This window comes from Petroclostridium xylanilyticum, assembly GCF_002252565.1.
In the GTDB taxonomy this organism is placed as follows: Bacteria; Bacillota; Clostridia; order SK-Y3; family SK-Y3; genus Petroclostridium; species Petroclostridium xylanilyticum.
This window is the reverse complement of record NZ_NPML01000017.1, coordinates 1-13604: the sequence shown is the minus strand read 5'-3', so window position 1 is coordinate 13604 and position 13604 is coordinate 1. Positions and strand designations below refer to the sequence as shown.

Here is a 13604-nt window from a genome sequence, read left to right as displayed (position 1 = left end):
TGCATTTGGATGATTTATTAACGTTTGCAGAGATTGTTTTAAAACTTGATATGTGACACGGGGACGGTTCCTTAGTCACATATGTGACACGGGGACGGTTCCTTAGTCACATAAAAAGCGCATGTGACAGACGAACCGTCCCCATGTCATGTAAAGAAAAATGATATAGTATAAAATGTGGAAGAATATAGGCTCTGGAGAGAATACCTCACAGAGCTTTATACGTTAGAGAGTAATAGCGTTGTTCTATTATTAAAAACAAAGACAAGGGTATCGGTTTTAGTAAGAAAGGGGGGAACATAAGAATTGGAATTTAATTTTGAAACATTTGAAGAAAAAGATGGCATTAATGAACTAACAAAAGAGAAGAATTCTATATTAGATAGTATCTTTTCTGAAATAAAAAAAAGGGCTTGTGATAATGATTTTAATGAATTAATAAATGTTTTAAAGTATTACCTTTCGCCAAGTTTAAATGATTTATCATTAGAAGAAATCAAAATACTAGAATCTTGTATAATGAAATTAAAACAAGGGATTAACAAAAGAAAGCACAGTGATAGTATAAGATATTGTAACTGGTTAAATGAAAAATTAGATATTAATTTATTAGCATCTGAGCAGGAGGAAATTAGGAATAAAGATAAGAAAAAATTTCATCCCATTAGACCTAGAAGAGGAGATATTTATTTAGCCCAATTAGGGGAAAATATTGGAAAAGAAATAAATAATAAGCATCTTGTTTTAATTGTGCAAAACAATAAAGGAAATTTATATGGCAATACAGTAGTTTGCATACCAATATCAAGTAGCGGAAAATTATATCCACCACATGAAAAAATAGAATTAAAAGATATAAAAAGTGGTAGGTTAGATAAAATTCCTTCAAAGGCAAAAACAGAGCAAATTCATTATTTAGATAAAGCGCGTCTTATACACAAAGTTGCAGAACTAGAACCTGAAGCAGTAAAACGAATTTGCGATAGATTAAAGAAAAACCTTGACATGGCATAACTAGTCCCATATAATTAAATTAAGATAATTATTTAGCTTGATATATGGTCAAGCACGTGGCTATAAAATAGCGTTTTTTAGAAAAGGACAATTTGTATTGTCCTTTTCATCTTTTTTGGTTATTTTTATAATTCTGGGGAATATTATATAATAAGAAAGTATTTAGCTCAGCATTAAGGTTGAGCACATTATATTTCTTAGGGTGGCAAAGGCCACCCATTATATTTTAAAGTTTTGAAATAATCAAACATAAACCATGGGGACTAAACCATGGGGACGGTTCTTAAACCATGGGGACGGTTCTTCTGACACATAAAAAGAGCATGTGACAGAGAACCGTCCCCATGTCACATTTGTTTTTTTACAATATATGTCTTGACACAATTCGCCAAAATAGTTTATAATTTAACAAGAAATGTAAAATGTATTAATGATGGTAAATTTAAAAATAATTCGCAAAAAGGCAAACTTATCGAAAGGTAAGGACGCAAAGCTATGGGTCTAAAGTTGTTTTTGACTATGATTGCCAGGTTGCCGAAAAGAGTGTTTTTAAGGCTCAATATGGTAATTACGGGAGTATTGGGCCATTTTAATTGATAATCTAAGAACCGGTATTAAAGGGTGCATTTAATCTGGTTTATGAATATTGTGGAAAGGCTCAGAGATTGTTAACGCAGCAGAGGAAATAAATTTTTATTTGAAGGGAAAAGGCTATAATGGTATAATAATTTTGTTTATATCATACATAAAAAGCGACATATTATAAAATTTATTGAAGTGGGGTTAATTATGGAGTTAAGAGAGTATTTGCAAATTATTAGAAAAAGATTATGGGTTGTCATTCTTATCACATTACTTTCTACTACCACATCGGCAGTGATTAGCTTTTTTGTACTAAAACCTATCTATCAGTCTAATACTACGTTATATGTATTTAAAAAGATAGATACCCAGGGGGGAATTGCCTACAACGATTTGCTGGTAGGAAATCAGCTGGTAAAAGACTACCGTGAACTGGTAAAGAGCAGGCTGGTTTCCAGTACAGTTATACAGGAATTAGGGCTCAAAGACATGACCACCAGCCAGATGGCAGCCAAGTTAGGTGTTAGTTTAAAAAATGATACAAGGTTGATTGAGATAACTGCACAGGATACAGATCCTGAAATGGCAAAAGAGATTGCCAACAAAGTAGCTGAAGTTTTTAAGAAAAAAGTTGTAGAACTGATGGACGTAGAGAACGTTCAGATAATAGACAAGGCAGAAGTACCGCTTACCCCTGTTAAGCCAAAGAAAGAACTCAATGTTGCCATAGCCGCATTCGTAGGGTTGATGACAGGACTGGGAATCATTTTCTTGATAGAATACCTGGATAATACGATTAAGACGCCGGAAGACGTGCAAAAACACCTTGGTTTACCAGTTATCGGGACTATTTCGGTATTTCCGGAATAATTGGCAATTGACAATTGTCAATTACTTTTGACAACAAAGGGTGTAAGAATATGATAAGCGCAATTATTAAAATAACCAGAAAGAATTATAACTGATGATTAATGATTATGAATTGTATGTCGAATTGTTAATTCTAAGAAGGGAGTTTATTTGATGTCAGGTGAAAGATCGTTAATTGCCCATACCAACCCTAAGTCGCCTATCTCGGAGGCTTATAGAGTTTTGAGGACGAATATACAGTTTTCCAGTGTTGATAAACCTCTGAAGGTAATTGTGGTGACAAGTGCCGGGCCAGGGGAGGGTAAGACGACTACCATGGCGAATCTTGCTATTACTTTTGCACAGTCGGGAAGCAGGACTTTATTGATTGATGCGGATTTAAGAAAGCCAAAGGTACATAGGACATTTTATTTGTCTAATCAAAAGGGGATGACGAATGTCCTTGCGCAGCATGATGATTATAAGCAGCATATACAGAAGTCAGCTGCAGAAAATCTGGATGTGTTAACTTCAGGCCCCATACCTCCTAATCCGTCAGAATTATTGTCTTCTAACAGCATGAAGCAATTCATTGAAAAGGTTAGACAAGATTATGACATTGTATTAATCGATGCACCTCCAGTTGGCACGGTAACTGATGCAGCCATCTTGTCTACCATTGTAGACGGCACCATGCTGGTAACAGCTTCCGGCCAGGTAGAGATAGAGGCAGCGCAGAGGGCAAAAGAACTGCTGGAAAAGGTCAAGGCCAACATTATCGGAGTAGTGCTAAATAAATTATCTAAAAATGCCCAAGGAAATTATTACTATTATTACTACTACTATTATGGAGAAGACGAGGATAAGGCGAAGAAAAAGAGAAAAAAACCGAGAAAAGAGAACAGAGATGGGAGATGAGAGATGAGAGAACAGATTTGTTCACTCCTCTCTGTTCACTCATCTGATCTCTAGTATTTAATTCGGTTTGGAGGTAACTATGTTAGTTGATTTACATTGTCATATCATTCCGGGAATTGATGATGGTGCTAAAGATGTTGATACTGCATTGCATATGTGTAGAATAGCTGTAGAAGAAGGCATTGGACATATTATTGCGACTCCCCATTATATTGAGGGAGAATTACATAATGATTATGATATCATACAACAAAAATTAGGGTCTTTTAGGAATGTACTAATTAATAATAACATCGATATTTCCATATATCCCGGCAGTGAGATTTTTATTTTTCCTCAACTCCCGCAGATAGTACGGGAAGGTAAAATATGCACCCTAAACAATTCGCGCTATATTCTTATTGAATTACCTATGATGAGCGTACCTGATTATACAACTGAAGTCATATATAGTTTACGGATAGATGGATTTATACCCATTATTGCACATCCTGAGCGTAATATGGCAATTGCAGAGAAACCTAATCTATTATTCGATCTTATTGAAAGAGGAGCTCTTTCCCAGATCAATTCTACCAGCATTACCGGTGTATTTGGCAAAAAGACAAAGCAGGCGGCAGCTACACTTTTGAGGCATAATATGGTGCACTTTGTTTCTTCAGATGCCCATACAAGCAGGGGAAGGTCACCGCGGCTATTAAAATCAAAAGAAATCATAGAACAAGAAATAGGTCAGGGTGCAGCTGAGCTGCTATTTAATAATAATGTTAGAGTGTTAAAAGATGAGGAGATTAGTGTGCCAGAGCCTGAAAGAGTTAAAAATACTGGAAGTTTTGCTTTTTTTGTTAATCTCCGCAGATTAGTGTCAGGCTTGACGAGGCAGGGAGGATAAGATGAGAAAAAGGATTTTACTCATAAGTATTTCAGCGGTTATCGTACTTATGTTGGCAGGTGTATTTGCCATAGATAAGATTTTTAGCCTAATTTTTGTACAAAACTTTAGTATGAGCACTTTTGAATCTGAGAGCTATACAAAAAGTCCTGGTACTGCTGAGGCTGAAAAAAAGGAAGAACATGATAGGAGTGTAGCGCTGGATAAAGAAAAAGAACAATCTCCCCAAAATAATGTTGGCGTTGCGAATAGTACTGATGCTGCGGAGGAGACTGTAAACAAGGAAGAAGTACCGGAAATTAAGAAAGAAAATGGCAATACCAATAAAGGAACGGGTTTAAAAGAAAGTTATAAAACTGAGTCAAAATCTCCCAGCGTGATAGTTGATGAGAAAAAAATAAATGAAATAGAAAAGAAAGTATCACTCGGAGATAAAACAAAGGCTCTTTCCATTGTAGTAGGTAGTGTGACTCGTGATGATATATCAAGGCTATATCAATTAGCGAAGAGTGGCGTAACCGAAGCTGAAAAACAGGAAGCTATGGCAATATTGCGGCAGAGATTAACACCTGAGAAGAAAAATGAACTTAAAGCCTTATATGAAAAATATGAGCACCTGTTAAAATAGGGCGCATTTAATATTCTTCAAAAATAAAATATACACCTTACCATTATAAAAAAATATAGCGGATATAGTAAAAATATGGTATTATAATTACAATATAACTTTCAGCAGCATGTGTTTGTTTAAATTTAATTTAGGAGTGGTTTAGTTGCAAATAAGAACTAAGAAAGTTCTAAGCTGTTTAACCAGTGCATTTGTACTGGTTACAAGCCTGTTAAGCGGTGTGGCTGCTGTGCAGGCAGAAGCTGCCTCAAGCGGTGTACAAGCAGTTGTTCAGCCTTCAGACATAAAAGGACACTGGGCTGAGACACAGATTAGCAGTGGGGTTAACAGAGGGCTTATAAAAGGTTATGAAGATGGTACATTTAAACCTGAAAACAGTATTACCAGGGCAGAATTTATGGCGATTGTCAATAGGGCTTTTGGCTATAGTGAAAAAGCTCAAATAAGCTTTTCAGATGTCTCTGCCAATGATTGGTACGCTGAAGAAGCAGCAAAGGCAAAAGCAGTAGGGTACATAACAGGTTATGATGATGGAACAATGAAGCCAAACAATCAAATTACCCGTCAAGAAGTAGCTGCTATCATTTCCAGAATTATGGAACTTGAAAAAGTTGAGGATTCAAACCTATTGGGTAGATTTAGTGATGCAGCACAAATAGCCGGTTGGAGTAAAGGATATGTTGGTGCAGTAGTAAAAGAGGGCTACATGGGTGGATATCCTGACGGGACATGCAAACCGGCAAAGTCAATAACAAGAGCAGAATCCATTGTTATGTTAGACCGGGTTGCCGGTGTTTTATACAATGCGGCAGGAACCTACGGTCCGGAACAGGGTAAGGAAACCATTGAAGGAAATGTCACTATAGCCTCTACCGATGTTACACTACGTAACACCGAGATAAAAGGAAATTTATATTTGACAGAAGCTATTGGTGATGGAGAGGTAGCACTAGATAATGTTGCTATCAATGGAAAAACCGTTATAAAAGGCGGTGGACCTAACAGTATTGTTGTTAAAGACTCTGAACTGAGAATAACCATCGTTAATACAAAAACAGGAAAGGTAAGGATTGTAGCTAAAGGCAGCACAAAAGTAGGCAAGATTATACTAAACTCAGGAGCGAAGCTGGAAGAAGAAGGATTAACAGAGAAGGGATTTGGGGAATGTGTACTTTCAGCAGATATTCCTGAAGGTGAAGAAGTACAATTTTCAGGTGACTTTGAGCAAATTACGGTTGCTTCTCCAAAAATTAATATAAGTATATTAAAAGGTAATGTAGGTAAATTAGAAGTAGCCGAACAAGCAAAAGGTGCAGTAATTAGTATAGCTAAGGAAGTAACTGTATCCACGCTAACACTTAATGCTGCTGTAGCGGTTAAAGGTGAAGGAAAGATTGAAAACGCTGTGATAAAGGCAGCAGGGGTAACGATAGAGCAAAAACCTGTTAAAGTAGAAGTAGCAGAAGGTATATCAGCCAATGTAGGCGGCCAGGAAGTTGGAGGAACACCGGCTGCCGGTGGCGGTATTGTTAATGATCCTGTTGAGCCGGGGTCGGCGGAGATTATATCCGCTGCAGTAAAAGTTGGTGGTATAACTATAGCGGCTGAAAAAGTCGGAGAAAATGAATTTAAAGCTACATTACCGTCAAATATTAAAGACGAAGACAAGTTTACAGAATTTACTATAAATGCTTCTAAAAATGCCGAGAGTTTAACCGTTAAAAGTCTAATAGATGGGATTCCCGATAAAACTGTAAACTTTCAAAATGGTAAAGTTGATTTAAAGGTAAGTGACTTAATGGGATCTCTTGATAAAGATGGAGACGGGGTATCAGTTGGAGTAATAAAGTTTTTTACACCTTTGACTGTTACCGGAATTCTTGTAGATACAGAAGGTAATGAAACTCCGGTTATATTGCAAATAGAATAAATAATAAAGTAATATAATCTTAATTGGGGAGGAGGGAAGTGTCCTAAGCGTTGATGAAATGTAGTTTTTACTTAATTTCAGGAGGGTCATTTTTTAGTAATTACCTGATTATTACTAACGAAAAGGAGTGGTTTTAATGCAGACAAAACTAAAGAAAGTTCTAAGCTGTTTAACCAGTGCATTTGTACTGGTTACAAGCCTGTTAAGCGGTGTGGCTGCTGTGCAGGCAGAAGCTGCCTCAAGCGGTGTACAAGCAGTTGTTCAGCCTTCAGACATAAAAGGACACTGGGCTGAGACACAGATTAGCAGTGGGGTTAACAGAGGGCTTATAAAAGGTTATGAAGATGGTACATTTAAGCCTGAAAACAGTATTACCAGGGCAGAATTTATGGCGATTGTCAATAGGGCTTTTGGCTATAGTGAAAAAGCTCAAATAAGCTTTTCAGATGTCTCTGCCAATGATTGGTACGCTGAAGAAGCAGCAAAGGCAAAAGCAGTAGAATACATTACCGGATATGACGACGGGAGTATGAAGCCCAATAACAAGATTACCCGTCAAGAAGCAGCAGTCATGCTGTCAAGGGTGCTGAAACTGGACAAGGCTCAGAATGCAGCGGTTCTGGATGTTTTTAATGACAAGCAGAATATTGCGGCATGGAGTAAGGATGCAGTAGCAGCCGTAGCAGAAAATGGATACATAAAAGGATACCCGGATAAGACATACAAGCCGGGCAATCCAATTACCAGAGCAGAAGCAGTAGTAATGCTGGACCGTGCCGTAGGAACGCTGTATAATCAAGCAGGTACTTACGGTCCTGAAGAAGGGAAACAGACCATAGAAGGAAATGTAACCGTAACGGGAGAAATAACATTAAGAAATATGGAAATCAAAGGCAACCTCTACCTGACCGAAGGAATAGGCCAGGGGAATGCAGCCTTGGATAATGTGGTGGTGCAAGGTACAACCCTTATCTGTGGCGGAGGAGAAAACAGTATTACCGTAAAGGATTCACAGCTTAAAAAAGTAAAGCTGGCCAAAAAAGACGGGAAAATAAGACTGGAGACTTCAGGCAATACCGTCGTTGAACAACTGTTGGTATTTGTCAAAGCAAAGCTTGATATACTGGGTGGTTCTATAGGAAAGCTGGAGATAGGTGATAAGGCAAAAGATACAGTTATCCAGATTGACAAAGCTGCTATGGTTGATACAATTACCTTTAATGCACCTGCTAGCGTAAAAGGCGAAGGAAAGATAAAAAATGCTGTCATTAACATAAATGGCGTTACCATTCAACAGCAGCCTGACAATGTTACCATTGGTGATAATTTAACTGCGTTCATCAATGGAAAGGAAGTAAAAGGAAAACAGACAGACAGCAGTTCGGGGGGCAGTTCTGGTGGATCCGGAGGGTCTTCTGATGGTTCCGGAGGGTCTGATACTACATCTATATCCATTACAAAGATTAACGATGTCAAAATAGTCTCCGGAACATCTAAGGACATTACGGTAACAACAAACCCCGATAGTGCTACAATAACTGCTACAGCTAGCGATGCTAATATTATAGGCTTATCGGTGAATGGCAGCAAAATCACAATAACCGCAAAAAAAGAAGGCGCAACAACTGTAACGGTAACTGCCCAAAAGAGTGGTTATACAAACGGTACAACCACATTTAATGTTGAGGTAGTTAAGTCCATGCTTCCTGCAAGTCATACTCTGCCGGATGTGTTGGATGCAATCGAAAAGGCGTTGTTATCCCTTGAAGATGATGCGTGGACTACTTTAAAAGAGCACAGGGATGATTTTCTCAGCCTTTCTGATGACAGGATTATCGGGTTCCTTCAAGAAATAGGTCTTGCACAGCCTTTTGAAGAAATTGTGAATTCCGATATTACCGAAGATGAAGCACGTTTTATCCTTGGGGTTATCCGTAGCCTTTCTTATCTGGGAAGAGATAATATTGTCGCGAGCCGCGAAATCATCAGTGATGAGATAAAAGAGTTAAAAACCATGTACAGCAGCCAATTGAGCACACTGGTTAGTAAAGGAGTAACTCAAGAAGCAATATACAACTATATTGTCGATTGCTATAATTATGCAATGAATAGCGATGACTCACGTAAAAACAGCGATAGTGACAAAGATTACGAAGCTTTTATTTACGATGTGGCATTAACTGTAGTAAAACGAACAGAGCATGATGCACTTGAAGCCATAGCAAAAACATCTTATGAAAAGACCAGAGCGTATATGGCTGCCAAATACAGCGACTTTGCTATAATAATAGAGAATTTTGATTTTGAAGAAGTTGATGGTGAACTGCTTGTAAGCATCAGACAGTTCCTGACTGACAAAGCCGATGGAGTTCAGGAATACAAAGATCTCAACAGTTTGATGGAATTCATGCTGGAGATTAGCAAAGTTTTTCTTAAATAGGTGACAGTTGCCTAGAAGATGACACAGGGACAGTTCTTTGTCACATAGATGACACAGGGACGGTTCTTTGTCACATAAAAAGCGAATGTGACAAAGAACTGTCCCTGTGTCATTTTTTTATTTTTTATAAAAAAAATTATGGAAAGTATTTACAAAATCTTTACGATATTGTATAATTACACCAAAGATGTTTTTGGGACTTTAGACCTATGACTTTAGACCTAAACCAAGGGGACGGTTCTTCTGACACAGACCGACCTAAACCAAGGGGACGGTTCTTCTGACACATAAAAAGAGCATGTGACAGAGAACCGTCCCCTATTTTCGATGTGACAGAGAACCGTCCCCTATTTTCGAGAACCGTCCCCTATTTTCACAAAAAGCGCATGTGACAGACGAACCGTCCCCATATCACACCCATGACACCATGACACGGATGCAAGTGTTAAGCCACCTGTTTTAAATTGGGCAGGAGGCTTATATTTTCATCATTGACACGAACATATGTTTGATATATACTGGATTTACAATAGGTGGCAAATATGATAAACTGGAGGTGTAAAGATGCAAAAGAAAGTAACGGATAAGAATTATGACTTGATATTCAAATTGGCGGCAGGTGTATTCAAGGACAGGATATTGGAATTTTTGGGAATAAAATGTGCACAAATAGAGAGAATATTCCCTACAGAACTTCCCAAGATAGAAGCAAATACCATGCATACCGATTTTATGTTTGAATTAAAGGACAGTAGTTTATTGCATCTGGAGTTTCAATCGGACTTTATACAAGACACACTTTATAGAATATTCATGTACGATGCTAGAATGATAATGCAGCATAAAAAGCCTGTCAAGACAGTGGTAATATACAGTGGCAAAAATGAGCAGCTGGAACAGGCTTTTGAGATGGGTGCAATCAATTATAGAATTGAAATAATACATATGAAGCAATATGATGGAGACATAATTTATGAACAGGAAGTACAAAAAATTAACGATAAGTTTTTAAACTTGAATGATTATGAAGAGATATGGGAGGAGATAAGCATGTTGAATGTAATAAAATTTGCGGAGAAAAAAGGGATAGAAAAAGGAATAGAAAAAGGAATAGAGCAAGTAATCATGATGCAACTGGAACAAAGAATTAAAAACATTCCATCGGATTACAGGCAGAAGATTGAGCGATTGGGTGAAGAACAGCTTAAAAAAATAGCACTGAATATATTTAATATTGAAAAAGCAGAAGACTTGGACCCATACTTAAATAACTAAGAGCGACCAATGGGGATGGTTCCTCTGACATGGGATGACATGGGGACGGTTCGTTTGTCACATGCACTTTTTATGTGACTGAGGAACCGTCCCCATGTCATTTAAAAAGGATGGAGTTGGGCAGCTTTTGCAGCGGGACCATTCTGGTACCTCTATCACGGGATGGTGGGAAAAGGACTTGTAATGCTTTGCATAATCATTGCTACATTAGGGATAGGAATTATCCCAGTGTGGATTTACTGTGGCATTAAGGGTAACAAAGATTTCTACACATTTCTTAAGGAAAAAGGTATCTACATAAATAGCTCCAGGCACTGAGTTATTATTTCTTCTTCTATTCTTGAGAATTTTCCTCCATTATCATATAATATCCTTAAAAAAAATAGGAGTGGGGAAAATGCGTGAAATCAATGCGAATCAAGTTATTGAAACAGTTGAAAAATTATGTATAGATGCAAACTATTATCTTAATGAGGATATTAAGTATGGAATTCAAAATTTTATGGAAAGTGAAAAATCACCGGTTGGAAAGGACATATTAAATAAGCTGATAGAAAATGCAGAAATTGCGAAAGAGCAGAATATGCCCATTTGCCAGGACACGGGGATGGCGGTTATCTTTGTAGAAGCTGGACAGGATGCCCATATCGTTGGAGGCAGTTTGACTGATGCAATTAATGAAGGTGTAAGAAGGGGATACGAAAAAGGCTATCTGCGGAAATCGGTGGTAAAAGATCCGTTGGACAGGGTAAATACAGGCGATAATACACCGGCTGTCATACATTATGACATTGTGCCGGGAGACAAAATTAAAATAATTGCAGCGCCTAAAGGCTTTGGCAGTGAGAATATGAGTGCAGTAAAAATGCTTAAGCCTTCAGATGGTGTAAAGGGTGTAATAGATTTTGTTATTCAAACGGTAGACCAGGCCGGAGCAAATCCATGTCCTCCCATAGTGGTAGGGGTTGGAATCGGGGGAACTATGGAGAAAGCGGCATATCTTGCCAAAAAAGCCCTCTTGCGGCCAATCAATCAAAGAAGCCATAATGAGTATTATGGAAGTCTCGAGCAGGAACTGCTGGAAAAGATAAACAGGCTTGGGATTGGACCGCAGGGATTGGGGGGGACAACCACGGCACTTGCAGTGAACATTGAAACTTTTCCTACCCATATTGCCGGCTTGCCGGTGGCCGTAAATATAAGCTGCCATGTGGCACGCCATGCTGAGGCAGTATTATGACAAGGAAAATTGGAGATGGTTCTTAAATTTCACAGCTTGTATTTAAAAATCTGTTAAGGTATAATGATTGATATAGGAAAACTAAGTTAAAAGGAGAGTGAGGGATGGTGGAGCAGCAGATTTTAGAATTGCTGGCAGGAATGAAAAGTGACATTGAATACATGAAGAAACAGATGGCAGATATAGACGAGATCAAAGAAAAAGTAAAAGATATAGATGTAATCAAAGAAAAGGTAAAAGACATAGACGTAATTAAAGAAAAGGTAAATGACATAGATGTGATTAAAGAAGATATTGCTGCAATAAAAATTCAGCTGGATGAAAACACACAAATCCTGAAGGCATTGGAGCATTCGGCGCAGGTAAATAAAGCCGAGCACGACAAAATTTTTCACGAGATTGCAGAAATGAGCGGAGAAATCAAGGCAATAAGAAAAGACCTGACAACGGTGGAAATTGTAACTTCAAATAATTGGAATGAACTTGCCAGATTAAAAGCAGTCAGATAATGGCTGCTTTTGTTTTTAAACGGAGTGATGATATGCAGTATTGTTCGATAGAATATTTAAACAAATTATTGGATAAAAAGCTGCCGGAAGCAATAAACAGCGGCTTTCAATTGGATACATACAAAGAAATTCCTTACGGTATCCAGCTATTTTTTATTTGTAATGGGACAAAATATATTTTGAACCTTTATTATACAGAGAAAAAAGGTCTAAAAATAGTTAGTAATATAAAGAAGCCAGATGAAAAAAATGATATACTAACAAATATATTTTCTACAAATACTATTGAAGCATTTTTTACAGCAAAATCTAAACCAAAAAACAATGAGGCATTATTAGACCTTAGCGGATTGAATTTTAACGTATGGATAGGGACTGACGAATCGGGAAAAGGGGATTATTTCGGTCCTCTCGTAGCTGCAGGTTTTATTATTGATAAAAAAATTGTTAGAGAAATTGAAGAACTGGGTATAAAAGATAGTAAGAAGATAACTGATAAAAAAATATCAGATATTGCAGCCTATTTGCATAAGAATTTCCAGGATAGAATCAGTATTTGTGAGGTACCTCCGGACAAGTACAACCAGTTGTATACAAAAATGATAGGACAAAAAATGAATTTAAATCACCTTCTTGCGTGGGCCCATGCAAGAGTTATAGAAAATTTGCTTGCCCGTAAATATAAGGTTGAAGGTGCTATTGTCGACCAATTTGGAAATGAAAAATACATAAAAGAGGCTTTAATGGAACGTGGACGTGAAGTTACACTTATCCAGAGACCTAAGGGTGAAGAGGATCTGGCCGTTGCTACAGCTTCTGTACTTGCACGGGAAAGATTTGTTATAAGGGTGAATGAACTGCAAGAAAGATATGGGATTGTTTTCCCTAAAGGAGCTGGACAAGCAGTAACTGCAACCGCAGAAAAGTTTATAGAAAAATATGGTAAAATCGAATTGGAAAAGGTGGCGAAGGTACACTTTAAGATAACGGAAAACGTAGAGAAGAGATAACGGAAACCGTTGTCCACAAACCAAAAATTTTTGCTAAAATTGCAGGAAGATTTTATATATTGTCGAATATATAATATTGTAAAAGTTTTGTTAAGAATAATGTAATGGTTGTGTTAAATTCAGGTCATAATATTAAAGATTATACTTAACAAAACTTATATTCATCATATCAGTAACTCAATATAAAGGAGCTGAGCTTATGAGATTTATCATCACAGGAAGAAAACTTGACGTAACCGATGGCTTGAGAGACAGGATTCACAAAAAGTTAGGTAAGTTGGATAAGTTCTTTGATGCCGACACAGAAGTGCATGTTA

General features: G+C 37.5%; 12 protein-coding genes and 1 riboswitch. All 12 genes read left to right on the top strand.

Features of this window, described 5'->3' with window-relative positions; all coding sequences use genetic code 11:
* Window positions 1–306 precede the first annotated feature (306 nt).
* A complete protein-coding gene (locus tag CIB29_RS10025) occupies window positions 307–1014 on the top strand; it encodes a type II toxin-antitoxin system PemK/MazF family toxin (RefSeq protein ID WP_094549311.1) in 708 nt (235 codons plus the stop codon).
* Window positions 1015–1466: 452 nt separating this feature from the next.
* A riboswitch (cyclic di-GMP riboswitch) is annotated at window positions 1467–1553 on the top strand.
* Window positions 1554–1803: 250 nt separating this feature from the next.
* Complete coding sequence (locus tag CIB29_RS10020) at window positions 1804–2466, top strand: YveK family protein (protein WP_094549309.1); 663 nt, start codon at window positions 1804–1806, stop codon at window positions 2464–2466.
* Between the two features lie 153 nt (window positions 2467–2619).
* The gene (locus CIB29_RS10015; protein WP_094549307.1) at window positions 2620–3363 is read left to right on the top strand and encodes a CpsD/CapB family tyrosine-protein kinase; all 744 of its coding nucleotides are present in this window, start codon (window positions 2620–2622) and stop codon (window positions 3361–3363) included.
* Between the two features lie 79 nt (window positions 3364–3442).
* Window positions 3443–4255: a tyrosine-protein phosphatase gene (locus tag CIB29_RS10010; RefSeq protein ID WP_094549305.1), complete on the top strand. Its 813-nt coding sequence runs from the start codon at window positions 3443–3445 to the stop codon at window positions 4253–4255.
* 1 nt (window position 4256) lies between these two features.
* Window positions 4257–4883: a hypothetical protein gene (locus CIB29_RS10005; RefSeq protein ID WP_094549303.1), complete on the top strand. Its 627-nt coding sequence runs from the start codon at window positions 4257–4259 to the stop codon at window positions 4881–4883.
* A gap of 145 nt (window positions 4884–5028) precedes the next feature.
* A complete protein-coding gene (locus tag CIB29_RS10000; protein WP_094549301.1) occupies window positions 5029–6813 on the top strand; it encodes an S-layer homology domain-containing protein in 1785 nt (594 codons plus the stop codon).
* Window positions 6814–6949: 136 nt separating this feature from the next.
* Window positions 6950–9253 carry an S-layer homology domain-containing protein gene (locus CIB29_RS09995; RefSeq protein ID WP_094549299.1) on the top strand — a complete coding sequence of 768 codons (2304 nt, stop codon included), beginning with the start codon at window positions 6950–6952 and terminating at the stop codon, window positions 9251–9253.
* Window positions 9254–9817: 564 nt separating this feature from the next.
* A complete protein-coding gene (locus CIB29_RS09990; RefSeq protein WP_094549297.1) occupies window positions 9818–10528 on the top strand; it encodes a DUF4351 domain-containing protein in 711 nt (236 codons plus the stop codon).
* A gap of 397 nt (window positions 10529–10925) precedes the next feature.
* Window positions 10926–11768: a fumarate hydratase gene (locus CIB29_RS09985; RefSeq protein ID WP_094549295.1), complete on the top strand. Its 843-nt coding sequence runs from the start codon at window positions 10926–10928 to the stop codon at window positions 11766–11768.
* A 104-nt stretch (window positions 11769–11872) separates the two neighbouring features.
* Window positions 11873–12277 carry a hypothetical protein gene (locus CIB29_RS09980; RefSeq protein ID WP_242965153.1) on the top strand — a complete coding sequence of 135 codons (405 nt, stop codon included), beginning with the start codon at window positions 11873–11875 and terminating at the stop codon, window positions 12275–12277.
* Window positions 12277–13287 (top strand): ribonuclease HIII, encoded by a 1011-nt coding sequence (gene rnhC, locus CIB29_RS09975; RefSeq protein WP_094549287.1) that lies wholly within the window; start codon window positions 12277–12279, stop codon window positions 13285–13287. Before CIB29_RS09980 ends, rnhC begins: the two co-directional genes overlap by 1 nt.
* Window positions 13288–13486: 199 nt before the next feature.
* A partial coding sequence (locus tag CIB29_RS09970; RefSeq protein ID WP_198543829.1) for an HPF/RaiA family ribosome-associated protein occupies window positions 13487–13604 on the top strand: 118 nt, incomplete at its 3' end.

Bases quoted from the DNA above. Each gene is read 5' to 3' on its own strand.
- CIB29_RS10020 (WP_094549309.1), top strand. From the start codon at position 1,804: ATGGAGTTAAGAGAGTATTTGCAAATTATTAGAAAAAGATTATGGGTT.
- CIB29_RS10015 (WP_094549307.1), top strand. From the start codon at position 2,620: ATGTCAGGTGAAAGATCGTTAATTGCCCATACCAACCCTAAGTCGCCT.
- CIB29_RS10010 (WP_094549305.1), top strand. From the start codon at position 3,443: ATGTTAGTTGATTTACATTGTCATATCATTCCGGGAATTGATGATGGT.
- CIB29_RS10005 (WP_094549303.1), top strand. From the start codon at position 4,257: ATGAGAAAAAGGATTTTACTCATAAGTATTTCAGCGGTTATCGTACTT.
- CIB29_RS09995 (WP_094549299.1), top strand. From the start codon at position 6,950: ATGCAGACAAAACTAAAGAAAGTTCTAAGCTGTTTAACCAGTGCATTT.
- CIB29_RS09990 (WP_094549297.1), top strand. From the start codon at position 9,818: ATGCAAAAGAAAGTAACGGATAAGAATTATGACTTGATATTCAAATTG.
- CIB29_RS09985 (WP_094549295.1), top strand. From the start codon at position 10,926: ATGCGTGAAATCAATGCGAATCAAGTTATTGAAACAGTTGAAAAATTA.
- CIB29_RS09980 (WP_242965153.1), top strand. From the start codon at position 11,873: ATGGTGGAGCAGCAGATTTTAGAATTGCTGGCAGGAATGAAAAGTGAC.
- rnhC (WP_094549287.1), top strand. From the start codon at position 12,277: ATGGCTGCTTTTGTTTTTAAACGGAGTGATGATATGCAGTATTGTTCG.